Annotated in this window: 30 protein-coding genes; 15 read left to right on the forward strand and 15 right to left on the reverse strand. The window is 63.4% G+C overall.

Annotated features, from left to right (window positions below; all coding sequences use genetic code 11):
• Positions 1 to 111 precede the first annotated feature (111 nt).
• Positions 112 to 987 (reverse strand): polysaccharide deacetylase family protein, encoded by an 876-nt coding sequence (locus AB7F49_RS18545; RefSeq protein ID WP_428524987.1) that lies wholly within the window; start codon positions 985 to 987, stop codon positions 112 to 114.
• A gap of 238 nt (positions 988 to 1,225) precedes the next feature.
• Positions 1,226 to 1,795 carry a glutathione peroxidase gene (locus tag AB7F49_RS18550; protein ID WP_428524988.1) on the reverse strand — a complete coding sequence of 190 codons (570 nt, stop codon included), beginning with the start codon at positions 1,793 to 1,795 and terminating at the stop codon, positions 1,226 to 1,228.
• Positions 1,796 to 1,923: 128 nt separating this feature from the next.
• Here AB7F49_RS18550 and AB7F49_RS18555 point away from each other — a divergent pair, with 128 nt between their 5' ends.
• A complete protein-coding gene (locus tag AB7F49_RS18555; protein WP_428524990.1) occupies positions 1,924 to 2,760 on the forward strand; it encodes a hypothetical protein in 837 nt (278 codons plus the stop codon).
• A gap of 75 nt (positions 2,761 to 2,835) precedes the next feature.
• On the opposite strand, the gene AB7F49_RS18560 is transcribed toward AB7F49_RS18555, so the two are convergent.
• Positions 2,836 to 3,216 (reverse strand): hypothetical protein, encoded by a 381-nt coding sequence (locus AB7F49_RS18560; protein WP_428524992.1) that lies wholly within the window; start codon positions 3,214 to 3,216, stop codon positions 2,836 to 2,838.
• A 484-nt stretch (positions 3,217 to 3,700) separates the two neighbouring features.
• On the opposite strand from AB7F49_RS18560, the gene AB7F49_RS18565 reads away from it, so the two are divergent.
• Both AB7F49_RS18565 and AB7F49_RS18570 read left to right on the forward strand, forming a co-directional pair.
• Positions 3,701 to 3,919, forward strand: coding sequence for a DUF3551 domain-containing protein (locus AB7F49_RS18565; protein WP_428524994.1), 219 nt, complete (start codon positions 3,701 to 3,703; stop codon positions 3,917 to 3,919).
• A gap of 78 nt (positions 3,920 to 3,997) precedes the next feature.
• Positions 3,998 to 4,519 carry a CreA family protein gene (locus AB7F49_RS18570; RefSeq protein ID WP_428524996.1) on the forward strand — a complete coding sequence of 174 codons (522 nt, stop codon included), beginning with the start codon at positions 3,998 to 4,000 and terminating at the stop codon, positions 4,517 to 4,519.
• A 61-nt stretch (positions 4,520 to 4,580) separates the two neighbouring features.
• On the opposite strand, the gene AB7F49_RS18575 is transcribed toward AB7F49_RS18570, so the two are convergent.
• The gene (locus AB7F49_RS18575) at positions 4,581 to 5,171 is read right to left on the reverse strand and encodes a hypothetical protein (protein ID WP_428524998.1); all 591 of its coding nucleotides are present in this window, start codon (positions 5,169 to 5,171) and stop codon (positions 4,581 to 4,583) included.
• A gap of 155 nt (positions 5,172 to 5,326) precedes the next feature.
• On the reverse strand, positions 5,327 to 5,857 hold the full coding sequence (locus AB7F49_RS18580; protein WP_428525000.1) for a DUF6790 family protein: 531 nt from the start codon (positions 5,855 to 5,857) through the stop codon (positions 5,327 to 5,329).
• A gap of 88 nt (positions 5,858 to 5,945) precedes the next feature.
• Between AB7F49_RS18580 and msrB the strand changes: the two genes are divergently transcribed.
• From msrB to AB7F49_RS18610, 6 genes are all read left to right on the forward strand, one after another.
• Positions 5,946 to 6,359 carry a peptide-methionine (R)-S-oxide reductase MsrB gene (gene msrB / locus AB7F49_RS18585; protein WP_428525002.1) on the forward strand — a complete coding sequence of 138 codons (414 nt, stop codon included), beginning with the start codon at positions 5,946 to 5,948 and terminating at the stop codon, positions 6,357 to 6,359.
• Between the two features lie 67 nt (positions 6,360 to 6,426).
• Complete coding sequence (locus AB7F49_RS18590; RefSeq protein ID WP_428525004.1) at positions 6,427 to 6,798, forward strand: hypothetical protein; 372 nt, start codon at positions 6,427 to 6,429, stop codon at positions 6,796 to 6,798.
• Positions 6,799 to 6,805: 7 nt separating this feature from the next.
• Positions 6,806 to 7,279: an NUDIX domain-containing protein gene (locus tag AB7F49_RS18595; protein ID WP_428525066.1), complete on the forward strand. Its 474-nt coding sequence runs from the start codon at positions 6,806 to 6,808 to the stop codon at positions 7,277 to 7,279.
• A gap of 69 nt (positions 7,280 to 7,348) precedes the next feature.
• Positions 7,349 to 7,654 carry an ATP-dependent Clp protease adapter ClpS gene (gene clpS / locus AB7F49_RS18600; RefSeq protein ID WP_428525006.1) on the forward strand — a complete coding sequence of 102 codons (306 nt, stop codon included), beginning with the start codon at positions 7,349 to 7,351 and terminating at the stop codon, positions 7,652 to 7,654.
• Positions 7,655 to 7,764: 110 nt separating this feature from the next.
• Positions 7,765 to 8,079 carry a hypothetical protein gene (locus AB7F49_RS18605; RefSeq protein WP_428525007.1) on the forward strand — a complete coding sequence of 105 codons (315 nt, stop codon included), beginning with the start codon at positions 7,765 to 7,767 and terminating at the stop codon, positions 8,077 to 8,079.
• Positions 8,080 to 8,124: 45 nt separating this feature from the next.
• The gene (locus AB7F49_RS18610) at positions 8,125 to 8,448 is read left to right on the forward strand and encodes an HdeA/HdeB family chaperone (protein ID WP_428525009.1); all 324 of its coding nucleotides are present in this window, start codon (positions 8,125 to 8,127) and stop codon (positions 8,446 to 8,448) included.
• Positions 8,449 to 8,958: 510 nt separating this feature from the next.
• Here the strand turns inward: AB7F49_RS18610 and AB7F49_RS18615 are convergent.
• The 4 genes from AB7F49_RS18615 to AB7F49_RS18630 all read right to left on the reverse strand — a co-directional run bounded on the left by AB7F49_RS18615 (position 8,959) and on the right by AB7F49_RS18630 (position 15,961).
• Positions 8,959 to 10,239 carry a deoxyguanosinetriphosphate triphosphohydrolase family protein gene (locus AB7F49_RS18615; RefSeq protein WP_428525011.1) on the reverse strand — a complete coding sequence of 427 codons (1,281 nt, stop codon included), beginning with the start codon at positions 10,237 to 10,239 and terminating at the stop codon, positions 8,959 to 8,961.
• Positions 10,240 to 10,720: 481 nt separating this feature from the next.
• Positions 10,721 to 11,158, reverse strand: coding sequence for a hypothetical protein (locus AB7F49_RS18620; RefSeq protein WP_428525013.1), 438 nt, complete (start codon positions 11,156 to 11,158; stop codon positions 10,721 to 10,723).
• Positions 11,159 to 11,440: 282 nt separating this feature from the next.
• A complete protein-coding gene (locus tag AB7F49_RS18625) occupies positions 11,441 to 12,019 on the reverse strand; it encodes an ImmA/IrrE family metallo-endopeptidase (RefSeq protein WP_428525015.1) in 579 nt (192 codons plus the stop codon).
• Positions 12,020 to 12,232: 213 nt separating this feature from the next.
• Positions 12,233 to 15,961: a vitamin B12-dependent ribonucleotide reductase gene (locus AB7F49_RS18630; RefSeq protein WP_428525017.1), complete on the reverse strand. Its 3,729-nt coding sequence runs from the start codon at positions 15,959 to 15,961 to the stop codon at positions 12,233 to 12,235.
• 902 nt (positions 15,962 to 16,863) lie between these two features.
• On the opposite strand from AB7F49_RS18630, the gene AB7F49_RS18635 reads away from it, so the two are divergent.
• Positions 16,864 to 17,262: a hypothetical protein gene (locus tag AB7F49_RS18635; protein ID WP_428525019.1), complete on the forward strand. Its 399-nt coding sequence runs from the start codon at positions 16,864 to 16,866 to the stop codon at positions 17,260 to 17,262.
• Positions 17,263 to 17,351: 89 nt separating this feature from the next.
• Here the strand turns inward: AB7F49_RS18635 and AB7F49_RS18640 are convergent, their stop codons facing one another.
• Positions 17,352 to 17,555, reverse strand: a complete 204-nt coding sequence (locus AB7F49_RS18640) for a dodecin family protein (protein ID WP_428525021.1) — start codon at positions 17,553 to 17,555, stop codon at positions 17,352 to 17,354.
• 228 nt (positions 17,556 to 17,783) lie between these two features.
• On the opposite strand from AB7F49_RS18640, the gene pobA reads away from it, so the two are divergent.
• Positions 17,784 to 18,956 carry a 4-hydroxybenzoate 3-monooxygenase gene (gene pobA / locus AB7F49_RS18645; RefSeq protein WP_428525023.1) on the forward strand — a complete coding sequence of 391 codons (1,173 nt, stop codon included), beginning with the start codon at positions 17,784 to 17,786 and terminating at the stop codon, positions 18,954 to 18,956.
• A 7-nt stretch (positions 18,957 to 18,963) separates the two neighbouring features.
• Here the strand turns inward: pobA and AB7F49_RS18650 are convergent, their stop codons facing one another.
• Entirely contained in the window at positions 18,964 to 19,851 is an 888-nt protein-coding gene (locus AB7F49_RS18650; RefSeq protein ID WP_428525025.1) for a cation diffusion facilitator family transporter, read from the reverse strand.
• Positions 19,852 to 19,916: 65 nt separating this feature from the next.
• Positions 19,917 to 20,090: a hypothetical protein gene (locus AB7F49_RS18655; protein ID WP_428525027.1), complete on the reverse strand. Its 174-nt coding sequence runs from the start codon at positions 20,088 to 20,090 to the stop codon at positions 19,917 to 19,919.
• Here AB7F49_RS18655 and AB7F49_RS18660 point away from each other — a divergent pair.
• Both AB7F49_RS18660 and AB7F49_RS18665 read left to right on the forward strand, forming a co-directional pair.
• Positions 20,089 to 21,270, forward strand: a complete 1,182-nt coding sequence (locus AB7F49_RS18660; RefSeq protein ID WP_428525029.1) for a diguanylate cyclase — start codon at positions 20,089 to 20,091, stop codon at positions 21,268 to 21,270. The genes AB7F49_RS18655 and AB7F49_RS18660 overlap by 2 nt on opposite strands.
• Before the next feature lie 79 nt (positions 21,271 to 21,349).
• On the forward strand, positions 21,350 to 21,760 hold the full coding sequence (locus AB7F49_RS18665) for an NADH:ubiquinone oxidoreductase subunit NDUFA12 (RefSeq protein WP_428525031.1): 411 nt from the start codon (positions 21,350 to 21,352) through the stop codon (positions 21,758 to 21,760).
• A gap of 134 nt (positions 21,761 to 21,894) precedes the next feature.
• Here the strand turns inward: AB7F49_RS18665 and AB7F49_RS18670 are convergent, their stop codons facing one another.
• A complete protein-coding gene (locus AB7F49_RS18670) occupies positions 21,895 to 22,887 on the reverse strand; it encodes a Bug family tripartite tricarboxylate transporter substrate binding protein (protein ID WP_428525033.1) in 993 nt (330 codons plus the stop codon).
• A 550-nt stretch (positions 22,888 to 23,437) separates the two neighbouring features.
• Here AB7F49_RS18670 and AB7F49_RS18675 point away from each other — a divergent pair.
• Complete coding sequence (locus AB7F49_RS18675; protein WP_428525035.1) at positions 23,438 to 24,076, forward strand: DUF2155 domain-containing protein; 639 nt, start codon at positions 23,438 to 23,440, stop codon at positions 24,074 to 24,076.
• Here the strand turns inward: AB7F49_RS18675 and aat are convergent.
• Positions 24,073 to 24,765 carry a leucyl/phenylalanyl-tRNA--protein transferase gene (aat, locus tag AB7F49_RS18680; protein ID WP_428525037.1) on the reverse strand — a complete coding sequence of 231 codons (693 nt, stop codon included), beginning with the start codon at positions 24,763 to 24,765 and terminating at the stop codon, positions 24,073 to 24,075. The two genes, AB7F49_RS18675 and aat, sit on opposite strands and share 4 nt — an antisense overlap.
• 113 nt (positions 24,766 to 24,878) lie before the next feature.
• Here aat and AB7F49_RS18685 point away from each other — a divergent pair, with 113 nt between their 5' ends.
• Positions 24,879 to 25,370, forward strand: a complete 492-nt coding sequence (locus AB7F49_RS18685; protein WP_428525039.1) for a response regulator — start codon at positions 24,879 to 24,881, stop codon at positions 25,368 to 25,370.
• Here the strand turns inward: AB7F49_RS18685 and AB7F49_RS18690 are convergent.
• Positions 25,359 to 26,114 (reverse strand): slipin family protein, encoded by a 756-nt coding sequence (locus tag AB7F49_RS18690; RefSeq protein WP_428525041.1) that lies wholly within the window; start codon positions 26,112 to 26,114, stop codon positions 25,359 to 25,361. The genes AB7F49_RS18685 and AB7F49_RS18690 overlap by 12 nt on opposite strands.
• Position 26,115: the final 1 nt, after the last annotated feature.

The raw sequence follows: 26,115 nt of genomic DNA on the forward strand, positions 1-26,115 counted from the left end.
CGCGGAACATTGTCACGCTGCGACCGCGCCGGGCTGCACGGGGCCGAAAACGGAAATCGCCGGGGCATGGGGCCCCGGCGATTTCATCCCTGAACGATATCGTGTTGCGCGTCACTCGACGGTACGCACGACGCTGGCGGTCGGACGCTGATCGACGGTCGGAAGCTTGGCTTCCTTCTTCATCATCTCGTCGTATTTGGCCATCGACTTCACGGTGCCCTTTGCACGCATGTGCACCACCTTGTAGCCGCCCTCCTTGAGCTGCTTCAGCAGGTCCGGAACGGCGTCCGCAGTGTGGGCCTGGAAGTCGTGCATCAGCACGATGCCCTTGCCGAACTTCTTGAGCTTGTTCATCACCGCGTTGACGACCTGCTCGGGCCGGCGCGCCTTGAAGTCGAACGAGTCCATATCGGTCGAGAAAATCGCGATGTTGCGCTCGCCCAGATAGGTCACGAGTTCCGGCGGATGCCGCAATGCCACAAAGCGAAAGAACGGCGCCACCTCCGAGCCGAGCGAGATATTGGCCGCACTGATGCCCTTCTCGATTTCTTCCTTGGCCTGGTCGGGCGTGATGTTCTTTCGCCCCAGATCGGCATGACTCCAGGTGTGAGTGCCGATGGTGTGGCCGCCCTCCGCCACCTGCTTCAGGATTTCAGGATAATAGGTCGAGTGCTTTCCGATCACGAAGAAGGTTGCCTTCACGCATTCCTCGGCGAGCGCCGCCAGCACCTTCGGCGTGGTCGGCCACGGGCCGTCATCGAAGGTCAGGAGCACTTCCTTGTTGCGCAGGAAGTCGTGCTGCTTGAAATGCTCGAAGCCGAAACCGGGACCGCCGGTGGTGTCGATTTCGACGGTCCGGGATACGCCGAGCGCGTTGGGATTGGCGCATTTGGTAGCGGCCGGTGCGGTGCCCGGCGTCTGCGCAAAGGCCGCACCGCCCGCCAGCGATGCAGAAACCAAAATAGCGCACGCGAACGAGTGGCGCATGGTGAACCCCCTCATGAACCGCGGACCGGCACGGCCCGCATGACATTGGTATGGCATGGAAAACCCGCTCTGCCACAAGAGTCAACGAATCCTCCCATGGATACCGGTGGGGATCGGGGATTAAGGTTATCTGTGGTGACTGCGACACGCGAAAATGCGCCGCAAGTTAGGATTTGTGACGAAATCTGGCCGATTTCGGGACATCGCGGCTAAATCGCGGCGTTCGGCTTCAAGGCGGTCAGGCGCGAGGCAACTCGCGTTCGATCGCGGCGACGACAAGCTGATCGGTCGGTTCCACCGCGGAGGCGAAGCTCGCGACAAGCGTGCCATCCCGTCCGATCAGATATTTGTGGAAGTTCCAGCGCGGCGTTTCCGTCGGTTTCTGAACCGCGGCCCAGCGGAAGAAGGGATGCGCCGCGGCGCCCTTTACGGCGACCTTTTCCGTGAGCGGGAATGTGACGCCGTGCCGACTCGCGACGCTGTGAATCTCGGAGGCGCCGCCCGGCTCCTGGCCGCCGAAATCATTGGACGGGACCCCGATCACCAGAAGGCCGCGGTCCCGATAGCGGGTCCACAAGGTCTCGAGCCCTGAATATTGCGGTGTGTAGCCGCAGAGCGAGGCGGTGTTCACGATCAGCACCGGACGGCCGGACTGATCGGCGAGGCGAATGTCGGCGCCGTCCAAACTCCTGAATGAAAACAGATGCGCCGTGGCTCGGCTCATCGCCGTTTGTGCCCCCGCATCACGCAGGGCTATCGCCGCCGCCGCAGCGGCACCAATCCCGGTCAGCATGTGCCGTCGGTTCATCGGTGAATGGCTCCTTCGCTCTTCCTATCAGCGGATCGAAACGAGCCAAAGCCACATGGCTGTGAGGTGGCAGCTCCTGAAGAGGAACCGCGGCCGGGTTGCTTCGTTCTCCCTCCACAGGAGCCCGGATGACAAAATTCAACCCGTTTCGTGTGTCGTTCGACAAGCCCCTTGGTTCGGGCGAGCGTCGGCGCGCGCAGTTCGCGGCGACCGTGGTTGCCGGAACCGCCATCCTTCTCGGCGTGACCAGCGCGTTTGCATTGCTGAATGCCAGTTCCGAGAAACTGGGCGACTGGTCGAACGCAAGTGAGCCGCCGGACGTGCGCATGCTCGCACGTGAAGGCGAGGACCCGGCCGGCAAGCCCTGCGATGCTCAGACCTGGCCGTATATCGAGGCGCGCTGCCTGAAACTTGCCCATCCGAAGGCCACCGCGCGAACGACGCCGAAGCAGGGACTCGGCTCTCAGCAAGTTTCGTTGCCAAACCCTCCCGCGGCGCCAACGACGGCGACCGCGCCGGCAGCGACCGCGGGCACGACCGGAGCGGCATCGGACGACGCTCCGGCCGCGGACGTGACGACGCTGCGTCCCGCGCGCGAGCCGGTGCGAAACACGAGTTCGATTGTCTTGCCGGAACCGGATCCGCGAGGAGAGGTGGTCAAACCTCGTGATGAGGCCAAGCCCCGATTGTCGCCGCGCGAGCAACGCCGCCTTGATCGCGCCGAACGGATTCGCCTGCAGCGCGAGCGCCGTGCGGAAGCGAAACGCGCACGGCAGGAGCGCGCCAAGGCTCGCGCCAAGGCACGGGCCGAAGCGCGCGAAAATCGACGCCGGGCACGAAGTGGAGAGCGGATTGTCCGGCGCTGGACCGAATACACCTATGAATCGCCGTCCGGTGGCAGCCGCCGTGTCATCGTGATCCGACAGGGATCCCCCGACGACGAATTCTTCCGCACTATTCGCTGACAACTTCACCGCATCTTGCGGAAACGACGTCACCGGCCGCATCGCTGCGGCCGGTGATCATCCTCTGCGGGAAGCTTAGTGGCAGGTCGGGCCGCGTTTGCCGTACCCTGCATATCCGTACGCCTTGCGGACCGGGGGAGCGAATTTCGGCTCCACGAATTTCACCACCGGCTTGGCTTCGATTTTCGGAACCGCCACGATGATCTTCGGCTCCGGCTTCGGCGCAGCCTGGGGGGCCTCCGCCTCGGGGGCGGTGTCGGCAGCCGGCGCTTCGTTTGCCGGGGCTTCGCCTTCGACCTTGGCCGGAGCCGGATCGGCGGCAATCGCGGGAGCCTGCGCCTGCTTCACCGGCGCCGGCAGAACCTGGATTTGACGGGTCGGACCCTGCTGGGCCTGGGCGGACACGGCCATAACGGCCAGGATCGCGGCGGCGAGGGCGGTTTTCGTGATGGTCATGGCTCGTGTTCCCTGAAGGTGAATTGCTGATGGCCATTCGTCGCGCCGCCCGGAATGGTGGTTCAAAGGTGGCTGCAAGATTTTCCGGTCCGGCCGAGCGGCGAAGGTGGCGATCCAATCGCAGCCGGCTTTATTCAGGTCCGGTGACGCCCGGCTAACCAGTTCCAGACGCGCCCCCGAACGTCCCGATGGCCGGCGGCCACGAACCTCCGTGCGCAGCTTTCCACAAGGACTTTCGGCCATGCCTCCGGCGGAGCGCTTTGTTCTGATGACGGGGTTGTTACTGGCGCTGGCCGGCAGCCTCACGCTCTGCGGGATCGCCTATGATACAATTCGAACCGGAACCGCGGGGCGCGCGACCACAACGGGCTGCGTTTCGAAATGGAACGGTGCAGCCCGAACGCTGTTTGGGCAATGGTCTGCGGGCGGTCCCGGCGGCCGGGATTGCGGCCCGCAAGCGAGCAACCAAGTCGGAGAAATCAACATGAAATTCCTGACCGCCGCCGCCCTGATCGGCGCAACCCTGCTTACGGGCGTTGCCCCGGCGGCAGCCGAGGTCAACTACCCCTGGTGCGTCATCACCGGCGGGCGAGAAGGCGGCACCATGAGCTGCGGATTTGTCAGTTATGGGCAATGCATGCAGACCCGCATTGGTACCGACATGTGCGTGGTCAACCCGCGTTATCAGGGACCCCGGCGCTAAGGACGGCACATTCGGCCGTCAATCCCTACTGTCCGTCGCCCGCATCACTATCTCTTCGGCGAACCCGGAGGCAGGTGGATGCGAGCGGCGGCTTTGCGCGTTGTTTCGGTCGCGGTGGCGGCCATGGTCTCTCTTGCGGCTGCCGTTGCGGCGGACGATCCGGATCTGATCTTCAAGCGCTCCACGGTCTTCAAATGGATGTCGCCGAACGACAAGCTGGCGACCTACGGGCTTGATGATCCCGACGTTGAGGGGGTCGCCTGCCATTTCACGGTGCCCGAACGCGGCGGTTTCAAGGGCTGGCTCGGAGTCGCCGAGGAGGTGTCCGACATCTCGCTTTCCTGCCGGCAGATCGGTCCGATTCGTTTCAAGGCGAAATTCGAACAGGGCGAGGATGTTTTCCGCTCGCGCCGTTCGCTTCTTTTCAAGAAGATGCAGATCGTGCGCGGCTGCGACGCGAAGCGCAATGTGCTTGTCTATATGGTGTTTTCCGACCGCCTGATCGAAGGCTCGCCGAAAAATTCGACCTCCAGCGTCCCGATCATGCCCTGGGGCATGCAGGGCGACGTGCCTCGATGCGCGGACTATGTCGAGAAATGAGTGCTGGAAGGGCAACGGCGCTGCTCGTTGCAGCGCCGCCGCGCCTTCAGGCCGTCATTGATCAGTACCGGCCGTAGCCGCCACCGCCGTAGCCGCCACCGCCGTAGCCGCCACCGCCGTATCCACCACCGCCGTAGCCGCCACCGCCATAGCCACCTCCACCATAGCCGCGGCGGTAATAGCCATCGTAACGCGGACGGTAGCCGTATTCGCGGTGGTAGCGGGGCTTGGGCTTGTGGCGCACGACCGGTTTCTTCTCAAGCAGCACCGGTGGCGGCGGACCTTCCTTGACCAGCTTCTGCGGCCCGCCCTTGCCGGGTGGCGGTGCACCTGCGGGCGGTGGCGCGCCGGCGTTATCGTCGGCGGGAGGCGGGCCGGCATCCGGGGCAGGCGCGGCCTGCTGCAGCGGACGGCCCGGTCGTCGCCGCGGCGGAGCCGCCGGCTCCTGGGCCGGGGCCGCATTGGCATTTGCCGCATCTGCGTTTGCGCCGTCGGGCGCATCCACGGCTGGCGCTGCAGGTGCCGGCGCTCCTTCTCCGCCGGGAGCGGGCAGAACCTGGATTTGACGGGTGGGACCCTGCTGGGCCGATGCAACGCCGATCGAAGCCGCCATCAGGGCGACCGCGAGTGCGGACTTCAACGATATCGACATGGCCTTCTCCTTCGTGAACGGAAAGACGGTCCTTGTCAGTCGCGCGATGGACGGTTCGCGTTCAGGCTTCGTCGCGTGGGTTCTGACGCGTCCCCGACCGGTCCTGAATTCGTCACTGTCGGACCGGCCGGGCAGCAGCGCAACGCAAATCTTCTTCAGCGTGCCGTGATCAACGGCTCCGGCTCACGCTCCCGACGCTGCAGATAGAGCAGCCCAAGGCCCATCGCCGGGATCAGCAGATCGGTCCAGAAGATGATGCCGGCATTGCCGGGAGCGAAATTTCGCGCCGCGATCATCTGGTAGACGTGGCCTCCGGCGGCGCCGAGGAGAAAGAGCGACGGCCCGACCACGGCGGCTGTGCGCAGGCCACGGTCGCCGCGGAAGGCCAGCAATCCGACCACGGCAAATCCGAGGCTTGCGAAGCCGACCTCGGTCTGAAACGGGCTGTCGGCCCAGCCGATGAAGCGCGCGGCCATTTCCCCGAAGAACACATGCATCACGAAATTGTAGAAAAAACTGACGCCGATCGAGAACAGCAGGAAGTAGGCGAACAGCGCCTCGATCAGTTGGGCGCGTGTGCGCGGCGCAGGCCTCGCCGCGTAGGCGATGCCCGAGGCGATCAGTCCGATCAACAGGAAGGTGAGGGTGAAATTCGACAGCACGAAGCGGATCGTGGTCTCAATCATTGTGGCTCATCCGGATGCAGGGGCGGACAAGGAGGCGGACTTGGAGTGCGGACTTGGCAGACCGCGGCCGAGGGACCATATTTGACGCATGAACGACAGCGACACCAAGGTCTATCCGGTAACACGCAGCGATGCCGAATGGCGTGCGCTTCTTTCGCCGGAGCAATATTACATCATGCGGCAGCACGGCACCGAGCGGCCGGGAAGTTGTGCCCTGAATTACGAGAAGCGCGCCGGCTCGTTTGAATGCGCCGGCTGCGGGCAACCGCTGTTCCGGTCCGGCCGGAAGTTCGAAAGCGGCACCGGCTGGCCGAGTTTCAATGATCCCGAACCCGGTGCTGTCGAGACGACCGTCGACAGAAGCCTGGGCATGGTGCGCACCGAAGTGCATTGCAGCCGGTGCGGCAGCCATCTTGGTCACGTGTTTCCCGATGGTCCGCCGCCGACCGGCCTTCGCTACTGCATCAACGGCGTAGCGATGAACTTCAAGCCGGCCGCCTGACGCCGTTCCCAGCCTCGGTTTGGCACGCTATGCTTGTGCCTTCGATCGCTGACCGGAGGCCGCATCGATGCTGGACCAGGGCGCGCGTGAGGTCGGCCGCGTCTATGCCGCGCGCGGCCCGTGGATCGACGACGTGACGCCCGGCGATCCGGCCGACGACGCGCATTTCGAAAGCCGCCCGATTCCCGAAGATGCCTGGAGTGCGTTTGAAGGTTCGGCGCTGTGCGAGCGTCTGCACGGTCTGCCGCATGATGGCATCATCGGCAGTTACGAGGAATTTTCCTTCAGGCCCGAACAGCTTGCCGCTTTTGTCGCGCTGATCGAAACCGAAGGTCCGCGGGCGCCGGCCCCCGCGCGGGGCTGGCTCGCCGAGATGGTCCGCTTCTCGCGCCGGGCGCAGGAGCGGGGCGTCGGGGTGACGTTCATCGTCAGCGGGTGAGGCGGCACTGCCGAAACGAAGCGCGGGGCTTCTGATGTACCGGCGCGGCGACCGCGGCGCCGTGCAGGTGCTGCTGGTGCATCCGGGCGGGCCGTTCTGGGCAGGCCGGGACGCCGGAGCCTGGTCGATCCCGAAGGGCGAATACGGTGCTCACGAGGATGCGCTGACGGCGGCGCGTCGCGAGTTTGCGGAGGAACTCGGAAGCGTGCCGCTCGGCGAGTGTCTGCCGCTCGGCGAAGTGAAGCAGAAGGGCGGCAAGATCGTCACCGCTTTTGCGCTGGAAGGCGACCTTGATGTTCTGTCGATCGTCCCGGGCCGCTTCGAGATGGAATGGCCGCCGCGAAGCGGCCGCATGCAGCGGTTTGCCGAGGTGGACCGGGCGGAGTGGTTCCCGGTCGAGGTTGCGCGCGCGAAAATCCTGCCGTCGCAGGCCGCGTTGATCGACCGCCTGCTTGCGTTCCTGCCCCGCGCGAAACCGTGATCGCCGGCCGGGGTGCCGGTTCCGCTCTCGTTGCCGTATGATGGAGAAGTTCCGACCCGGGAGGCTGCGATGCCCGAGCCGATCGTCAAGACCCGCACGAAAACCAGGACCAGGACGGCGCGCCCGCCGCTCTACAAGGTGATCCTGCTCAACGACGATTTCACGCCGCGCGAATTCGTGGTGCAGGTGCTGAAGGCGGTGTTTCGCATGGGCGCCGAGCGGGCTTATGCGGTGATGATGACGGCGCACCGCCGCGGCGCCTGCGTGATCGCGGTCTATACGCGCGACGTGGCGGAGACCAAGGCGAAGGAGGCGACCGAACTCGGCAAGCAGAACGGCTATCCGCTGTTCTTCACCACCGAGCCGGAAACGTAAGCCGGGCGGACTTGAGGCGCGCTTGTGACGAGGCGGGCTTCCGGCGGGCTTGGCGCCCGCACGCCGCGGGCCTATAGACGGGCGAGCGGGTTCCGGGACACGGAGTTCCGATGGGGGCATGGATGCGTGCAGGGGGGATCGCTTTGGCAGCGGCATGGATCGCGGTGGTCGCCGTTGCGGCGCCCGCGCAGGGCTGCAACGCCATGTCCGGCAGTCTGAATTGCGACGGTCCCACCGGTTTCCTGCCGGGGGTCGGCGAGGGCGGATATCGCGACACCGGCACGCGCCGCGGCGGCTCGATTTCGCCGATGAGCACGCTCGGCGGCGACCTCACCGGCACATCGCAGCCCGGCACGTTCGGCGCCATCACGTTCGGGCGGGACGGCCGCAAATGCAGCGGCATGTTCCGTTCGGTGAATTGCTGACGGGGTTTCGAGCGGCGCGCGAACGATGGGTGGGAGACAATGACGATGACGGCTTATCGTTTGCGGCTGGTGGTGGCGGGCTGCGCGATGCTGATGACCGCGCCTGCCGTCGCGCAGGAGAACAAGGACAAGATGCCGGATTCGGGCGACCGCAGTGTCGAGCAATATGCCTGCAAGGACGTGATGCGCGAGAGCGGCGGCAATCGCGATGTCGCCATCGCCTTCCTGCACGGCTTCATTCTCGGGAAGACCGGCGGCAGCGGTTTCAATGTCGAGGCTCTGCGCAAACAGACCGACGCCTTCATCGAGCGCTGCCTGGACAATCCCGGCCTCAAGGCGATCGAGGCGATGACCGCGGCGAAGAAGTAAGCGCGAACAGCAGGGCACGCGGAACGCTGCGGCGCGGGATTTCGGCAAGGCTCCGCCGTCCCTGATTTTTTGGCCGGCGCGGGCGCGCCCGTATTCCAAGACCCGTGGCCCTTGTTTCGCTGGCATATCGGACAGGCCGATATGCCAAGGGGCGCGCGGAACGCCGGGCTTTCAGCCAGCCCATGGCCCCATGCGCGATGTATGAAAGCGCATGAGCGATAGTCACCACGGACCGCCGAAAACGTCGGCGTTCCGCGCGCGGTGTTTGAGGGTCTGCTCCATCGTCCCCGGTGGACGTTCCTCCACCGAAACGCCGGCAGCTAGCACGGCGGGACGCGGCTTGAACCTGCCGCTGCAGTTGCCACGTCTTGACGCCCGCAACGGCCACCGCATCCCGCCCCGCGTCTCATGACGCTGATCAGACGCCCCTTGGACGGGACGGGATGCGGTGGAATAGATCAGGGGAAGATGGCGGAAATGAGGAATTTGGTCCTATAAATGCGATGGCGATTATCGGACGATCGGATCCAACAACGACCCAGCGTCATAGCCGCGCAATCGCCCGTGCAGACCAACTGTTTCGCGCTCAGTCATAGAGCAAAGACAGTCAGCGATTGCTCTAACTTTCGAAGTTTGATCTTCGAAAAGATATGAAAATCTTTTGGGCAGATACGATTTCGCATCGAGGTCCCTTAAGTCCTCGAACAATTCGCGCAACATTCGAGCCTGACCGTGTTGCTGAGCTGCGAGCGCTGGAATGTCAATGATGTAGTCACGCGTGATTTGCTTGAGAATCGCAATCTGCGCTCTGACTTCTGGTGATATGTCGATACACGGCTCGGATTCATTCGAGGGCAATCGTAACCGAGTTGCTTGAACGAAGTGCCCGATAAACTGCGAAGTTACTACCCGGACGGTGACGCGTTGCTCGCGCGTACCTTCATACGGGTCGTATAATTCGGCTCCAACTACGCCTTCAATGAAGGCTCTCATTTGTTCATGTGCTACGATTAGTTCCGATCTGGACAAGTCCGATCCCTTTGAGATGACGTTTGACACAAGCTTGTCCCGCCCGGTTTCACTTAAGATTTCTCGCCACGGCAGCAGGCGGCAACGGTGAAAGTCTTCCAAGTCGTGAACGGAGTAAGCGATGTCATCTGCCCAGTCCATGAGCTCAGCTTCGGCAGTTTTCCTTATGGACTGAGACTTCATGCGAGCGAAGTCGAAGTCCTCTCGCTCAGATGCATAAACTCCCCATTTTTTGCTGTGAGTTGGGTGATCGGCGTCTCTTGGCCACGGATATTTTATGCATGCAGCCAGAGTTGCTCGAGTTAAATCGAGACCCATACAACTCTCGAATCTCGCGGCTAGCCGAGTCACCGTTCGAAAAGACTGCGCATTTCCTTCGAACCCGTCAGGATTATCCTGAATTACTAGTTCATTTAAAACCTTCTCTCCGTGGTGGCCGAAGGGAGGGTGTCCGAGATCGTGCGCGAGACATGCCGCCTCAACGACCTCTGGATGAACTCCTAATGTCGAAATTTCTTCGGGTTGACGGTCGATGACGAACTCGGCGACGCGTCGACCGACCTGGGCAACCTTTAATGTATGGGCAAGGCGTGTGTGAAAGACATCTGCCTCGCCCGCCCGCGCAATTTGCGTAATGCCAGCCAATCGCCTTAAAGCAGAACTGTAGAGGATCCTATCGCGATCACGCTGAAAGGCGCTACGCTGATCGCTCAAGGTAGCGTTGTGACGACGATCACTGCGTTCCGCAGCAGAGATGATCAAGCAATTCGAATCCTTATTGCGCGTGCAATTCGGTGGCCTTACGCAAATTCAAATCTGGGCCGACGGAGAACTTCCCTTTCTCCAACAATAATAGCAACAAACGTCTAACTACCGCCGGGTCCACATTTCGCTCTTGGGATATCTTCGTAACTAATTCCGTTGCCGTCATTCCACTCGGCCGCCCGTTTAGGACGCTAAGCACCAATGACTGCAGGTCATCATCGCCGACGGTCATTATGATTCTCGGTTCGGAACTGGAATCTAATCTCCAGACGGAGAAACGATGCCCCGCCACTGGACAGCTAACATTAGTTGGATAAAAAATTGAAAAATCAAGACTTGAAATATTGAAATGTTTTGTACGCGCGATACGCGACAAATGAGTCTTTGGACCTTTCGCGACCCACCATGGTTTCAATAAACGGAAATCAAGTGGCTTCGTGATGAGGCACGAAGCCACCCGAGCTAGCGGAACGATAACTTACTTCAGCGTCAGCGCCATGCCGTTGAGATCGAGGTTGACCATCAGGCCGGTCTGCGTGCCGGCGAGCGACATCACCGCGCCGCGCTGGTTGGTCAGCACCACGGCCTGCGGCCCGCGGATGATCGCGGCGCCCGCCGCGCCCGCGCCATAGACCCCCTCGATATCGCGCGGCGAATTGATGTTGCGCACGGTGCCGCGTAGGTTGATCGCCGCGCCCCCGAAGGTCAGCCCGTAGGACAGGCCGCCGATCGCGAGCGGATAGCGGCGGCCGCGGAACGTGAGCGTGCCTTCGCCGATGGTGCCGCCGATCACCCAGCCGCCCTTCAGGAAGCGGATATGCACGGTACCCTGGTCGGCATGGGCGGTGGGGGCGAAGGAAAGCGCGACAAGCGCGATGAGGGCAAGGGCAAGAACGCGAAGGCGGGTGAAGGTCATGTGTGTCCCCGGATGTTGGTGCTGCGATGCCGGGCGTCCCGGCCTAAGCGATGACGCGAACGGCGCTATCAGTATCTGATTCGGGGGGCGCCACCGGCAGCCATCCAACACCGCTCATGCCCGCGCAGGCGGGCATCCAGCAACCACTGATCATCGGCGCGATGACTGGATCGCCCGCCTTCGCGGGCGATGACAATATCGAGGGATAGCGGGGAGAGCAGTATTTGAAGCGTGCCCGGTGTGTTGCGAACACCTGCCGTGCAGCCACGTGTCGCACTTCAGCTAGAGCGGATCACCGTCTTGAAATCCATCGCCGATAAATCCGCAAGTATCACACAAGACCTTGTTGGCAATGGGCAAAAGCGTTTGCTGATGACAAGTCCCGCATAAACTATCCAAGTACACGACCTTTTTTGGGGTCGAATTTCCAGACAAGATTGCTCGGGTCTCATCGGCTAACTTTCTGACACGCTCCGCTGATTTGGAGCGCTCCAATTTCTTAGCTAGCCTTTCAAAGCATATTCTTGCTGCCTCAAGACTCACCAAAAATTCGACCGAAATTTCTTCGGCGCCGCGCATCTTGGCAGCATCGTCATCATGTATCAGAAATGCGGCCGCAAATATCTTTGCTTGATGCTCTGCCGACTCGTACGCTTTCTCTTCGGCTAGCTTCGTTGAACCAGTAGCGTTTAGAAGCCGAAACAGCGGTGTTCCATGATGAAACACTGCATGGCCGAGTTCGTGAGCTAGCGTCATGCGATCACGACCTGAGCCCGCTTGGGCTCTGTCGCGTACGCCGCGCTTTGCGGTGATCGTAACCACGCCCTTTGCAAACTCGGTCTTCGCGGCTGCGTCGCCCAACTCCGGGTCGTCGTCTTCGACGATTCGAAAGACAAGTTTCTTTCGACCGTAAATGGTGGGAACCGAGCCTGACTCAAGACACCGAACGATATTGACGGGACGGCGCCGTGAAACGCCGTACTCGCTCTTTGCGTTCTCAGCGATTCGGCGGACCTCCTCATCGGAGCGTCCAGTTACGCGCCTATCCTCTGACACTAACAAACTCCGCTTTTCTTACGAACACCCCGTCGTGCTTCCACACGTGTCGCATTTCATGCAGGTGCCGTTGCGCACCAGCGTGAAGTTCTGGCATTCGCCGCAGGCTTCGCCCTCGTAGCCGCGCGCCCTGGCTTCGGCGCGTCGCTCGGAGATCGCGGCCTTCGGCTGGAGCTGCACCTTCGGCTCGTCCAGCATCGCACGCATGCGCTCGGCCACCGGGTTGAGGTCGAGCGCGGGCGCCGCGCCGGACTTCAGCGCCACCGCACCCGCCGTATGGAAGGAGGTGACGTTGGTCGCGGCCTGCTGCGACGCCCCGCCGGTGGTGCCGCGGGCGTCGCCCGCGATCACGCCGAGCTTGTCGGTGCGCGAGCGGGTCAGGCCCTTCGACAGATATTTCGCGGCCGGCGGCACTTCCGGTGCCTTGCCTTCCTCCACGCCCTTGCCGAGCGCGTCGAACCCGCCTTCGCTTGGGTCGACATGGGCGAGATCGAAGCGCGAGAGATAGGACACCGCCAGTTCGCGGAACACGTAGTCGAGGATCGAGGTCGCGAACTTGATCGAGTCGTTGCCCTGCACCGGACCGGACGGCTCGAACCGCGTGAAGGTGAAGGCGTCGACATATTCCTCGAGCGGCACGCCATATTGCAGGCCGAGCGACACCGCGATCGCGAAATTGTTGATGAAGGAGCGCAGCGCCGCGCCTTCCTTGTGCATGTCGATGAATATCTCGCCGATCCGGCCGTCGTCATATTCGCCGGTGCGCAGATAGACCTTGTGGCCGCCGACCACCGCCTTCTGGGTATAGCCCTTGCGGCGGTCCGGAAGCTTCTCGCGCTCGCGGATCACGGTGATGCGCTCGACCACCTTCTCGATCACCCGCTCGGCCAGCTGCGCGGTGCGCGCCGCCTGCGGCTTGTCGAGGAAGGCCTCGAGTTCGTCGTCGTCCTCATCTTCATCCGCAATGAGCTGCGAATTGAGCGGCTGGGAGAGCTTGGAGCCGTCGCGATAGAGCGCGTTGGCCTTGAGCGCCAGCTTCCAGGAGAGGAGATAGGCGTTCTTGCAATCGTCGACCGAGGCCTCGTTCGGCATGTTGATGGTCTTGGAGATCGCGCCCGAGATGAAGGGCTGCGCCGCCGCCATCATGCGGATATGGCTCTCGACCGAGAGATAGCGCTTGCCGGTGCGGCCGCACGGATTGGCGCAGTCGAACACGGCATAATGCGCCGGCTTCAGATGCGGGGCGCCTTCCACCGTCATGGCGCCGCAGACATGGATGTTGGCGGCCTCGATCTCGCGCTTGCTGAAACCGAGATGGGCGAGAAGATCGAAGGTCGGATTGGCGAGGTCGGCCGGCGAGACCGACAGCGCATCCCGGCAGAACTGCTCGCCGAGCGTCCATTTGTTGAAGGCGAACTTGATGTCGAAGGCGGTCGGCAACGCCTTCTCCACCAGCGCGATGGCCTCATGGGTGAAGCCCTTCGCCTTGAGCGTCGAGTGGTTGATGCCCGGCGCCTGGGCAAGATTGCCATGGCCGACCGCATAGGCCTCGATCTCGGCGATCTCGGCTTCGCTGTAGCCGAGCGTGCGCAACGCTTCGGGCACGGCGCGGTTGATGATCTTGAAATAGCCGCCGCCCGCGAGCTTCTTGAATTTCACCAGCGCGAAGTCCGGCTCGATGCCGGTGGTGTCGCAATCCATCACGAGGCCGATGGTGCCGGTGGGCGCGATCACGGTCGCCTGCGCGTTGCGGTAGCCGTGCTGTTCGCCGAGCGCCAGCGCCTTGTCCCAGGCGAGCCTGGCATGTTTCACCAGGTTTTGGTCCGGGCAATGCGCGGCCTCGATCGGCACCGGATTGACGCCGAGCTGCTCATAGCCCGCAGCTTCCCCATAGGCCGCACGCCGGTGGTTGCGCATCACCCGCAGCATGGCCTCGCGGTTCCTGGCATAGCCCGGGAAGGCGCCGAGTTCGGCCGCCATCTCCGCCGAGGTGGCGTAGGAAATGCCGGTCATGATCGCGGTCAATGCTGCGCCGATGGCGCGGCCGGCATCGGAGTCATAGGGGATGCCGGACGACATCAGAAGGCCGCCGATATTGGCGTAGCCCAGGCCCAGCGTGCGGTATTCGTAGGACAGCTGCGCGATTTCCCTCGAGGGGAATTGCGCCATCATGACGGAGATTTCCAGTACCAATGTCCACAGCCGCACGGCGTGTTCGTAGGATGCGACGTCGAATTGCTTGGTGTCCTTGTCGCGGAAGGTGAGCAGGTTCAGCGACGCCAGATTGCAGGCGGTGTCGTCGAGGAACATGTATTCCGAGCACGGGTTGGACGCGCGGATTTCGCCCGAGGCCGGGCAGGTATGCCAGTCGTTCACCGTGGTGTGGAATTGCAGGCCGGGATCGGCGCAGGCCCAGGCGGCGTAGCCGATCTTCTCCCACAGATCGCGGGCCTTCAGCGATTTCGCGACCGTGCCGGTCTTGCGCCAGGTGAGATTCCAGTCGCCGTCGGTCTCGACCGCTTTCAGGAAATCGTCGGTGATGCGCACCGAATTGTTGGAATTCTGGCCGGAGACCGTGAGATAGGCCTCCGAATCCCAGTCGGTGTCGTAGATCGGGAAATCGATGTCGGTATAGCCCTGGCGCGCGAACTGGATCACGCGCTTGATCATGCTGTCCGGCACGAATGCCTTGCGGGCAAGCCTGATCTCGCGCTTCAGCGCCGGGTTCTTGTCCGGCGAGAAGCAGTCGTCGCCGGAGCCTTCGCAATTGACGCAGGCCTTGAGCACCGCGCGCAGGTGCTTCTGGTTGATCTTCGAGCCGGTGACGAGCGCGGCGACCTTCTGCTCCTCCTTCACCTTCCAGTCGATATATTGCTCGATATCGGGATGGTCGGCGTCGACCACCACCATCTTGGCTGCTCTGCGCGTGGTGCCACCGGACTTGATCGCGCCCGCGGCGCGGTCGCCGATCTTCAAAAACGACATCAGGCCGGACGACCTGCCGCCGCCCGAGAGCTTCTCGCCTTCGCCGCGCAGCCGCGAGAAATTGCTTCCGGTGCCGGAGCCGTATTTGAACAGGCGCGCCTCGCGCACCCACAGATCCATGATGCCGCCTTCGTTGACGAGGTCGTCGTTGATCGACTGGATGAAGCAGGCATGCGGCTGCGGATGTTCGTAGGCTGAATCCGACTTCTTCAATTCGCCGCTGGCATGATCGACGTGATAATGGCCCTGCGAGGGACCGTCGATGCCATAGGCCCAGTGAAGGCCGGTGTTGAACCATTGCGGCGAATTCGGCGCGCACATCTGCATCGCGAGCATGGTCCGATGCTCGTCGAAAAAGGCCTGCGCGTCGGCCTCGGTATCGAAATAGCCGCCCTTCCAGCCCCAGTAGGTCCAGGTGCCGGCCAGCCGGTCGAACACCTGCTTGGCGGAATGCTCGCCGACATACCGCTCGGCCTCGGGCAGCAGCGACAGCGCGGCATGGTCGGCGACGTGCCGCCACAGGAAGGACGGGACGGAATTCTCCTCGACCGTCTTCAGGCGCGCGGGGACGCCCGCTTTACGGAAATATTTCTGGGCGAGAACGTCGGAGGCCACCTGCGACCAGAATTCCGGCACTTCCACATTGTCGAGCCGGAACACCACCGAACCGTCGGGATTCCTGATCTCGCTGGTGGTCAGCCGGAACGCGATCTCCGCGTAGGGAGACTGGCCGTCCTTGGTAAAGCGCCGCTCAATTCGCATTCTTCTCGCCCCGTTTGTTTTTCCGGCGGCTTTGCGCCGGTCGGTTCCGTGGCGAGGGCCCGTCCCGCCCTGGCGCCATTCGGCTCAAGTTCTTGTTCGACGCCCGCTCACTTTAACGCCCGGGGGCGGCTGATCGCACCCCGTTGAAGAATCCCGCCGGCAGAGACGCAAAACCCACCCCCCGCCAAGGGCTTCGAATCTGGGCGGGGTGCTGCCTCTCAACACTGTCGGAGGGGCCGGCGGAGACCACAAACACACCCGCGCCGACCAGAGACTAAAACCTATGGACTACCGACCGGCGCGTCAAGCTCTAGTGGCCAAGTCTCAACGAAACCCTAAAGCTTGTGTCCCCTGTTGAGAATTGCGGGGATTACTCACGAACCGGTGAAGTCAGTTTGGGAGCCCTTTGCGGATTCGCCAAGCGGAAATCTGGCTGCGACGAAGTGCTCCGGTCATGGTGCCGTCGCATGGTCCGAAATAGGCTTGGTTCAAGAGATTCGCTGTCAAGCGTCGCGTGGGAGGACGCTCAGGGGAGGGCTGCGGAATGGTGCCCAGACACCGTCCGCGGCCCTCCCGACAATCGCAAAGCGCAGCGATTCTCATAAATGACTCAGAAGCTTAGAGAGACGATAACCGACAAGGTCGCGTGGCATCGAGGCTGGCCACCACCATCCGAATAGCGTACCGAGCACCGCAGCGCTGAGTGCCAGCCGCTTGGCGCTGTCGGAACCCGTCGAAACAGCACGCTTCTCAACGCTCCGCTGGTGCGACCTGGACATCCCGGTGTCAGCCGAGTGGCGGCTCGAACTGGAGTTTTCCGTCCGGCATCGCTGCAATTGTCGCGATCGCCTCAACCACTTCCTATTGCAAGCCGGATACACACGACGCGCAGGAGGGGTCCCATGCGCGCCGCCGTTCTTTCCATTGGCATTTCGCTGGCCTTTGCCGCGACTGTGCCATCGATCGCCGCTGCCCAGGGCATCGTCGATCTCAGCAAACCGCAGACTGGCAAGTCCCGCTTCGTGCTCAATGCCGACATGACGCCGGCCGATCTCGGCCGCGCCAAGGACGAAAAGACGGATCCGGTCGTGGCGACCGTGTCGCGGGTGCCGGCCTGCGGCCAAGGCTGCAGGATGGAGCAGCCCGACGTGCCGAAGGAGTCGCGCGGCGGCGGCTTTATTGCGCTGCCGGGATACTCGCCTTTCGATCAGGAGCGGACCCGCGCCTATATCGCAGACAACGCGCTCAAGATTCACAACGCGTCGAAGAATGAGCGACGGAAATTCCGCCGCCGGCGCTGATCCCTTATCCGGCGAATTCCGGAATCCCCCGCCTGCGGATCGAGCCCGGCCGGGCCGCACTCGATCCGGTCGCGGATACGGCGCATGCTTCAGTCCTGAAGGATGAAGGTCACCTTCAGATTGACGCGGTATTCGTCGATCTTGCCCTTCTTGATCACGCAGGTCTGGTTGGCGACCCAGACACCTTCGACATTCTTCAGCGTCTTCACGGCGCGCGAGACGCCTTGCTGGATGGCGTCCTCGAAGCTCTTCTTGGAAGCGGCGATCAGTTCGGTCACGCGGGCAACGGCCATTGCGATCCTCCCTTGACTTTCAGAGCCCGTTCGAGCGGCTCCGCGATCAAGCGTAGGGGGCCGGGCGGTGCGGTCAAGCCATCTTCATGCCATGGCTCAGGGCGCGCCGATCCGGGCGCGCATCCCGCGGCCCAGTCCAGTCGCCCGGGTGAGCGCGGCTGAAATTGATCCATGTCCTTTGCGGGCCATCCGCCACAACGGATGCTCCACCGGACGGGAGGAACGGCAATGAAAACCCAAATCTGCATCATCGGCGGCGGCCCGTCCGGCCTGCTGCTGTCCCAGCTTCTGCATCTAAAGGGCATCGATACGATCCTGCTGGAAAGGCACAGCCGTGAATATGTGCTCAGCCGGATTCGCGCTGGCGTTCTCGAGCATGGCTTCGCCGCGCTGATGCGGGAGGCGCAATGTGGCGACCGCATGGACCGTGAGGGCGAAATCCACGAAGGCTTCTTCATCGCCCATGACGGCCGGCTGGATCGCATCGATCTGCACAAATATTCCGGCGGCAATTCGGTCATCGTCTATGGCCAGACCGAACTTACGCGCGATCTGTACGAAGCGCGGGAGCGCATGAAGGGCAACGTCATCCACAATGTGGAAGACGTGCATCTCAACGATCTCGCCTCCGACGCGCCATACGTGACCTATCGCGACGGCGACGCCATCATTCGGATTGATTGCGACTACATCGTCGGTGCCGACGGCTTCCACGGCGTTAGCCGCAAGGCGATCCCGAAGGACGTGCTGCGGGAATACGAGCGGATTTATCCGTTCGGCTGGCTCGGCGTGCTGTCGCGCACCAAGCCGGTGTCGCCGGAATTGATCTATTCGAAGCACGAACGCGGTTTCGCGCTGTGCTCGCTGCGGTCACAAATATTGAGCCGTTATTACATCCAGGTGCCGCTGGAAGACTCCGTCGAGGATTGGCCAGACCACGCGTTCTGGGCAGAACTGCAACGCCGGTTGCCGGACGAGGTCGCCGGGCGCCTCGAGACCGGGCCGGCGATCGAGAAGAGCATCGCGCCGCTGCGCAGCTTCGTCGCCGAACCGATGTGCTACAAGCGGCTGTTTCTGGCCGGCGACGCCGCCCATATCGTGCCGCCGACCGGTGCGCGCGGTTTGAACAGCGCGGCGTCCGACATCTACTATCTCTATCACGGCCTGGTGGATCACTATCGCAACGGCGACGACGCCAGGCTGGACGGCTATTCGGACAGGGCACTGGCGCGGGTGTGGAAGGCGCAGCGCTTTTCGTGGTGGATGACGACGCTGCTGCATCGCTTTCCCGCCAATAGTCCGTATGAAAACAAGCTGCAGGAGACCGATCTGCAATATCTGTTCTCGTCCGAACTGGCGAAAGGGTCTCTGGCGGAAAACTACGTCGGCCTGCCGTTCTGAGGGTTCGTCACAGCACCACGATGCCGGCATGCTTGGCCTTGTCGTCGGGCTCGACATGGATCGAGATGAGCGCGTCCTGCACCTGCGTCTTGATGGCCCGTTCCAGCCGGTCGCAGATGTCGTGCGCCTCGGTGACGCTCATTGAGCCTTTCACCACCAGGTGGAAATCGACGAAGGTCATGCGCCCGGCATGCCGGGTCCGCAGGTCATGCGCCTCGATCGCACCGTCCGCGTTCTCCGCGATGATGGCGCGGATGCGGGCAAGGTCTTCCTCCGGCACGGCCTCATCCAGCAGCCCGCCGACGGATTCCTTCATCACGTGCCAGCCCGCCCACAGCACGTTGAGGCCGACCAGCGCGGCCAGGATCGGGTCGAGGATGAGGTAGCCGGTCAGGGCCGCCAGCGAGACGCCGGCGAAAACGCCCGCCGAAGACACCACATCGGTGAACAGGTGCCGGCCATCAGCGACCAGCGCCGGCGACTTCCGGCTGCGGCCCTGCGTGATCAGGACATAGCACCACGCTGCGTTGATCGCGGTGGCCACGCCGTTCACCGCAAGACCGGTCCACGGGGCTTGCGTGATGCGAGGCGCGAACAGCGCCGACCACGCCTCGTGAAAGATCGCAATAGCGGCGACGATGATCAGCGCGCCCTCGACCACCGCGGAAACATATTCGGCCTTGTGGTGGCCATAGGGATGGTTTGCGTCGGCGGGCTGCGCCGCAAACCGGATTGCGACCAGCGCCGCAATCGCGGTCGCGACATTGACGATGCTCTCGATCGCATCCGAGAGCAGCGCGACGCTGCCGGTCAGGTACCAGGCAAGATATTTCAGCGCGAGGACGACGAGTCCGACCGCGATGCTGACAGCGGCGAGAAGCTGGACCCGTTTCATGGCGCCCGTTTTTGATTGCGCCCGCGGTCTAGGGTGGCCGGTGCGCCGGCGCAAGCGCTTTGATTTCAAATGCAAATCGGTTGCAAAAAGCGGAGTCGGATGATGCGGTCAATTTTTGCGGCGACGGTTCCGGGCGAGGCGGGATCGTTCAGTCCGATCGCTAAGATTGTCTCGAACATGACAAAGGGAAACTCAGATTGAGCGATTATTGATGCGCTGAGATCGGGATCGCTATCCATGCGGATTGACGTGCCAACCTTGATGCTGGCGGGCGCCTTTGTCGCGTCGTTCTGCGCCGCCCTGCTTCTGGTCGCCTGGTATCAATACCGGGAAACGCGCGCGGCCCTCTGGTGGGCCGGGGCCGACGCAACGCTCGCCTGTGCCGTTGCATTGATGGCCGTCGGCTCCGCGGTTCAGCGCGACCGGCTTTATCTTTTGGGCCTGACGCTCTTGTGTGTTTCCGCGGCGCTGACCTGGGCCGGCGCCCGTTCCTTCGATGGACGCCGGATTCAGCCCGGATTTCTGGTCGCGGGAAGCCTGCTCTGGATTGCCGTGCACGCGTTCGCGCTCGCGACCATCACCGTTTCGCTGGTCCACACCGCGATCATGGTCATCTACTACGCGGCGGCGGCGTTGAGTCTGCAATACCGCAACGGCGATGCGCAGCGGGCACGGCTGCCCCTGGTTGTGCTGCTGTCCGTTCACGCCATGACGCTGATGATCGCCATACCGGCGACACTGACCATGAATTTCGTGCCGGGCGAACCACCGCCGGTAGGAAGCTGGTTCGGCGTCATTCATTTCGAAGCGATCGTGTTCGTGGTCGGGACGGCGATCTTTCTGGTCGCGATGATGAAGGAGCGCAGCGAGCGACGACACATCGAGGCGTCGCGGACCGACATGCTGACCGGCGTGCTCAATCGCCGCGGCTTTCTGATGAATGCAGAACGCATTCTCGACCGTTGCCGGCATGAGGCGGCCCCGGTCGCCGTCATCGTGTTCGACATCGACCGGTTCAAGTCGATCAATGACCGGTTCGGGCATGCGTTCGGCGATGAGGTGCTGCGGCTTTATTCCGGGGTGTGCCGGAAAATGTTGCGTCCCGGCGACGCGGTCGGCCGGATGGGCGGAGAAGAATTCGCGGTGATCCTCCCGGGTACCGGCGTCGAAGCGGCCTATGCCATTGCCGAGCGCTTCCGAAAGGCGTTCGCGCAGGCGGCGAAGTTCATCGAGGGCCATGCCGTCAACGTGACGGTCTCCGGCGGTGTCGCGGCTGACGACGGCTCCAGGGACATCCTCGATCTGCTCGCGGATGCGGATGCCGGGCTTTATCGCGCCAAGGACCGCGGTCGCAATCGCGTCGAAATCGGAGATTCCGACCAGCCCCAGGACACGCCGAACATTGCCCGCATTGCGTGAGTGTCCCGGGCAAGTGCTGCATGGACAGCTGGTTGCGCCCGTGGCACACACGGGCGTCTCACGGACCGGCGGCCCCCTCATGAAAACCTTTTTCCTCCGTGTCTTCACCTGGTGGAACGGCCAGACGCTGAACACCCAGATCTGGACCTGGCTCTATGGCGAAGTCGTGGGCGAGGACGAGTTCGGCAACCGCTATTACCGCACCAAGGGCGGCAAGATCGATCCGGTGCTCGGCTTCGAGCGGCGGTGGGTGATCTATAACGGCTATGCCGAGGCTTCCATGATTTCGCCGGCCTGGCATGGCTGGATCCACCATACGGTGGACACGCCGCCGACCGAGGAAAAATACAGGCCGCGCCCCTGGCAGAAGCCGCACCGGCCGAACTTGACCGGGACGGCGGGCGCCTATCGGCCGTCGGGCTCGACGCTGGCGCAGGGGCGAAGGCCAAAGGCGACCGGCGATTACAAGGCGTGGATTCCGGGGCGCTGAGGTATCGCTTCGTCATTCCGAGGCAGGCGCGGAGCGCTTGAGCCCGGAATCCATGTTAGCGGCGCTCGCAGTCATGACCGGTTTCCGGGTTCGCGCGTTTTCACGCGCGCCCCGGAACGACGCATGGAGTGAGCTTACATCGAGCCCTGCAATCCGAGCTTGCGGACCAGCGCACCCCACTTCTCGCGCTCGCTGGTGAAGTAGGCCTGGATGCCGTCGACCGACGGCGTGTCGACCGGGAGCAGGCCGATCTTGCTGGCCAGCTTCTTCATTTCCGGATCGCCCATGATCTTTTTCATTTCGGCATGCAGGCGATCGACGATGGGCTTCGGTGTGGCCGCAGGCGCAAGCAGGGCATGCCAGGACACCGCCTCGAAGTCAGGCGCGTTGGCGGCTTCGGCGAAGGTCGGCACATCCGGGAGCGACGGCAGGCGGGTCTGCGAGGACACCGCGAGCGCGCGCAGCTTGCCGTCCCGGATCAGCGGCAGCGAGGCGCCGGCCTCCGCAAACGACATCGCGACATGGCCGGCCACGATGTCGGCAATCGACTGCGGCGAGGACTTGTACGGTACGTGCGTCATGTCGAGCCCGTAACGCTGCTTCATGTACTCGGACGACAGATGCAGCGCGGTCCCGGCACCGGAAGACGAAAAGGTGAGCGGGGTCTTGCTTTCCCTGGCGTACTTGATCAGTTCCGGAACCGATTTGATCGGCAGCGCGGGATTGACCACGAGGATGAAGGGCGATTTCGCATAGAGCGAGATCGGCACGAAATCCTTCTCGTGATCGTAGTTGAGCTTCTTGTAGAGCACCGGGTTGATGGCCATCGGCCCGCTGGTCGATACGAGCAGCGTGTAGCCGTCGGCGGGCGCGGTCGCGACCGCCGCAGCGGCGAGCATCAGAGCGGCACCCGGCCGGTTTTCGACGACGACGGGTTTGCCGAGCACCGATTGCAGCTTGTCGGCATAGAGCCGCACGAGCGAATCCATCCCGGTTCCCGCCGCGAGCGGCACCATGATCGTGATGGGCCGCTCCGGATAGCCTTGCTGGGCCATGGCGGATGCGGGTTGCAGCATGGCGCATGCAGCGAGCGCGAGCAGCGCCCGGCGGCCGGTGACGAACGGCATGGTCATTCCTCCCTGTGATCCGGCGCCTTGGTGGCGCTCTCGGGTTCCCAGCATGCAGGGCGGCGAAGAGCCCGGCAAGCGCTCTGGCGGCCCGGATCGCCCTTTCGCCGCCGCATTCGGCATGTTAACCGGAGCGGTGCATGATCGCAGGGGCGGTGCGATTGCTGATTCCGGGGCCTTGATGAGGGTCGTTTCGATACGACGGAGTGCTGCGCTGCTCGTCGCTGCGGCGGCGGGCACGGGAATGCTGTGCTTTGCCGCGCCTGAGGCCGCAGCTCAGTTCGGTTCGATTTTCGGCGATCCGCCGCCACGTCCGCCTGCGAGTGTTCCGGGGAGCCGGCAGCCAGGGGTGCCCCAGCCGTTTCCGCAGCAGCAGCAGCGTGTACCGCAACCGCAATTTCCGGACCGATTGCCTCCCGGGCCGCCGCCGAGCGCACGCCGTCCGCCTCCCCAGATACAGAGCGAGCCATTGCCTCCGCCCGGGGGGTCGCAGCAGGCGGCTCCCGCGCCAAGCCTGCCGCCGGGCGTTCGTCCGCCGCGCGGAACCCCCGTGCCGGCCAATACCGCACCGCAGCCTGGCGACGAGGTGGTGAGCGCGCCGCCGACGCAGAAAATTCCGAACCAGAACGCGGTATTTTCCGGCCTCGACAAGATCACCGGGCGCATCATCACGTTCGACGTGGCGATCGGCGAGACCGTGCAATTCGGTGCGCTGCAGGTCGTGCCGCGGGTCTGCTACACGCGGCCTCCGACCGAATCGCAGGCAACCGACGCTTTCGTCGAAGTCAGCGAGGTGACGCTGCAGGGCGAGGTCCGCCGCATCTTTTCCGGCTGGATGTTCGCCGCCAGCCCGGGGCTGAACGCGGTCGAGCATCCGATTTATGACGTGTGGCTTACCGACTGCAAGCAGCCCACGGTCAACGTGGCCGAACAGCCGGCACCGCCCCAGCTCGGACTGCAGGGCTCGGCGGCGCAGGCCGAACCGGAGCCGGTACAGGACGGCGAAGACCCTCAGGCGGCGGCTGCGCCAGCGCCGCGGCCGCGTCCGCAACAGGCGCAACAGCCACAGCGTCAGCAGCCGCAGCAGCAGCAACCGGCGCAGCGCCCGCGCCCGCCGCAGGCCCAGCAGCGGCCGCGCCCCACACCACAGACGGGCAGCGCGAATCCGTTCCCGACACCGATCCGCTAGGTCTGTTCGACGGCGCCGAGCGCGGCGAGCGCGGCCGACCCCGGTACCGGATCGGGATCGAGCGCGAAGAAATCCGCTTCTCCTTCGAGGGCGCGCTCCAGCAGGCGATTGTATTGCCGCTTGCTCACCTCGATCGCGCCGAAGCCGGATAGATGCGAGGTGACGAATTGCGTGTCGAGCAACGCAAAGCCGCCTGCGCGCAAGCGGGCCACCAGATGAACCAGCGCCACCTTGGAGGCATCGCGCTCGCGGTGAAACATGCTTTCGCCGAAGAAGGCGCGGCCGAGGCGCACGCCGTAAAGCCCGCCGGCGAGTTTGCCGTCGCACCAGGCCTCCACCGAGTGGCAATGGCCGATTTCATGCAGCTTGCAATAGAGCGTGCGGATACGCCGGTTGATCCAGGTCCGGGAGCGTCCCGCGGCCGGCTCGGCGCAGCCATCGATGACCGCCTCGAAGTCGCGGTCGACGAAAATCTCGAAGCGGTCGGCCCGGACGGTGCGCGCGAGCCGCTTCGGCAGATGGAACTCGTCGAGCGGTATCAGGCCCCGCATATCGGGCTCGAACCAGTAGAGCGAGGGGTCGTCGGCATTCTCCGCCATCGGGAAAATACCGCAGGCATAGGCCTTCAGGAGCACCTCGGGGGTGATCTCTACGAAACCCGTCTCGCGTGCGGAATCGCGGCTCGCCATACGATTAACTTAACGCCTCGTTATCCCTCAGCCCGTTAAATTTTCGACACTTTGCGAACAAAAGCGAAGGCCAAGCTTTGCCCGCCCGATGTGATGCGTAAAGAGGGGTCACCATGAAGCAGAAAGCCTCCAAACGGAAGGCCGCGGACCGCAAGGCGAAGCCCGAGATCGCCGAAACATCCGCGCAGCGGCGCAGTTGCGTGCTGCTGGTCGAGGACGAAGGGCTGATCGCCGAGATCATCGGTGAGGCACTGACCGATTCCGGCCATACGGTGCATACCGTTGCCAATGCACAGGAGGCGATCGCACATCTGGCCAACGGGGCTCCCGTCGATCTGCTCTTCACCGACATCAACCTGCCCGGCGAACTCGATGGCGTCGGACTTGCCGAGCGCGCGCGCGCTGCCAACCCGCTTCTGCCGATCCTGTTCGCGTCGGGCCGCTGGTGGCGGCTCGAGGAACTGCAGAAGCTTCCGAACGCGGCGACGCTGCGCAAGCCCTACAGCCCGGCGCGTGCCTGCGAGGCGGTCGAACTGCTGCTCGCCGAGCAGGGTACCGGACCGGACGACAGCGGGTCGGAGCGCGAGGCCGCTCTAGCCCTTTAGCTTGTCGAGCAGGTTCATCGGCAGCGGCAGCACAATTGTGGACGTGCGCTCGCCCGCAATATTCTGCAGCGCCGACAGGTAGCGAAGCTGCATGGCTTCCGGCCGCTCGGCGAAGATCGCGCCGGCATCGGCGAGGCGCTGCGCCGCCTGGAATTCGCCCTCCGCATCGATCACCTTGGCTCGCCGGATACGCTCGGCTTCGGCCTGCTTGGCGATGGCGCGGATCATGCTCTCGTTGATGTCGATATGCTTGATCTCGACATTGGCGACCTTCACGCCCCAGGCATAGGTCTGCTCGTCGAGAATCTTCTGGATGTCGGCGTTGAGCTTGGTGCGCTCCGACAGCATCTCGTCGAGGTCGTGATGGCCGAGCACCGAGCGCAAGGTGGTCTGCGCGAGCTGGCTCGTCGCCTCGTTGAACAACTCGACCTGCACGATCGCCTTTTCCGGATCGATGACGCGGTAATAGACGACGGCGGAGACGCGCACCGACACGTTGTCGCGCGAGATCACGTCCTGCGGCTCGACGTCAAGCACGCGGGTGCGAAGGTCGACGCGCACCATCTGCTGGATGAAGGGAATGATCAGGATGAGGCCCGGACCCTTCACCTTCCACAGCCGGCCCAGCATGAACACGACGCCGCGCTCGTATTCGCGCAGGATACGAAACGAGTTCAGCAGCACGAACAGAACGACGATGACCGGGATCAGGAGCGCGGACCACGCCGGAAGATATCCAACCATG

This window comes from Pseudorhodoplanes sp. (genome assembly GCF_050250235.1).
Classification (GTDB): domain Bacteria; phylum Pseudomonadota; class Alphaproteobacteria; order Rhizobiales; family Xanthobacteraceae; genus Pseudorhodoplanes.

Coding starts and splice junctions, on each gene's coding strand:
- AB7F49_RS18545 (WP_428524987.1), bottom strand. CDS start 987: ATGCGCCACTCGTTCGCGTGCGCTATTTTGGTTTCTGCATCGCTGGCG.
- AB7F49_RS18550 (WP_428524988.1), bottom strand. CDS start 1,795: ATGAACCGACGGCACATGCTGACCGGGATTGGTGCCGCTGCGGCGGCG.
- AB7F49_RS18555 (WP_428524990.1), top strand. CDS start 1,924: ATGACAAAATTCAACCCGTTTCGTGTGTCGTTCGACAAGCCCCTTGGT.
- AB7F49_RS18560 (WP_428524992.1), bottom strand. CDS start 3,216: ATGACCATCACGAAAACCGCCCTCGCCGCCGCGATCCTGGCCGTTATG.
- AB7F49_RS18565 (WP_428524994.1), top strand. CDS start 3,701: ATGAAATTCCTGACCGCCGCCGCCCTGATCGGCGCAACCCTGCTTACG.
- AB7F49_RS18570 (WP_428524996.1), top strand. CDS start 3,998: ATGCGAGCGGCGGCTTTGCGCGTTGTTTCGGTCGCGGTGGCGGCCATG.
- AB7F49_RS18575 (WP_428524998.1), bottom strand. CDS start 5,171: ATGTCGATATCGTTGAAGTCCGCACTCGCGGTCGCCCTGATGGCGGCT.
- AB7F49_RS18580 (WP_428525000.1), bottom strand. CDS start 5,857: ATGATTGAGACCACGATCCGCTTCGTGCTGTCGAATTTCACCCTCACC.
- msrB (WP_428525002.1), top strand. CDS start 5,946: ATGAACGACAGCGACACCAAGGTCTATCCGGTAACACGCAGCGATGCC.
- AB7F49_RS18590 (WP_428525004.1), top strand. CDS start 6,427: ATGCTGGACCAGGGCGCGCGTGAGGTCGGCCGCGTCTATGCCGCGCGC.
- clpS (WP_428525006.1), top strand. CDS start 7,349: ATGCCCGAGCCGATCGTCAAGACCCGCACGAAAACCAGGACCAGGACG.
- AB7F49_RS18605 (WP_428525007.1), top strand. CDS start 7,765: ATGGGGGCATGGATGCGTGCAGGGGGGATCGCTTTGGCAGCGGCATGG.
- AB7F49_RS18610 (WP_428525009.1), top strand. CDS start 8,125: ATGACGGCTTATCGTTTGCGGCTGGTGGTGGCGGGCTGCGCGATGCTG.
- AB7F49_RS18620 (WP_428525013.1), bottom strand. CDS start 11,158: ATGACCTTCACCCGCCTTCGCGTTCTTGCCCTTGCCCTCATCGCGCTT.
- AB7F49_RS18630 (WP_428525017.1), bottom strand. CDS start 15,961: ATGCGAATTGAGCGGCGCTTTACCAAGGACGGCCAGTCTCCCTACGCG.
- AB7F49_RS18635 (WP_428525019.1), top strand. CDS start 16,864: ATGCGCGCCGCCGTTCTTTCCATTGGCATTTCGCTGGCCTTTGCCGCG.
- AB7F49_RS18640 (WP_428525021.1), bottom strand. CDS start 17,555: ATGGCCGTTGCCCGCGTGACCGAACTGATCGCCGCTTCCAAGAAGAGC.
- pobA (WP_428525023.1), top strand. CDS start 17,784: ATGAAAACCCAAATCTGCATCATCGGCGGCGGCCCGTCCGGCCTGCTG.
- AB7F49_RS18650 (WP_428525025.1), bottom strand. CDS start 19,851: ATGAAACGGGTCCAGCTTCTCGCCGCTGTCAGCATCGCGGTCGGACTC.
- AB7F49_RS18660 (WP_428525029.1), top strand. CDS start 20,089: ATGCGGATTGACGTGCCAACCTTGATGCTGGCGGGCGCCTTTGTCGCG.
- AB7F49_RS18655 (WP_428525027.1), bottom strand. CDS start 20,090: ATGGATAGCGATCCCGATCTCAGCGCATCAATAATCGCTCAATCTGAG.
- AB7F49_RS18665 (WP_428525031.1), top strand. CDS start 21,350: ATGAAAACCTTTTTCCTCCGTGTCTTCACCTGGTGGAACGGCCAGACG.
- AB7F49_RS18670 (WP_428525033.1), bottom strand. CDS start 22,887: ATGCCGTTCGTCACCGGCCGCCGGGCGCTGCTCGCGCTCGCTGCATGC.
- aat (WP_428525037.1), bottom strand. CDS start 24,765: ATGGCGAGCCGCGATTCCGCACGCGAGACGGGTTTCGTAGAGATCACC.
- AB7F49_RS18685 (WP_428525039.1), top strand. CDS start 24,879: ATGAAGCAGAAAGCCTCCAAACGGAAGGCCGCGGACCGCAAGGCGAAG.
- AB7F49_RS18690 (WP_428525041.1), bottom strand. CDS start 26,114: ATGGTTGGATATCTTCCGGCGTGGTCCGCGCTCCTGATCCCGGTCATC.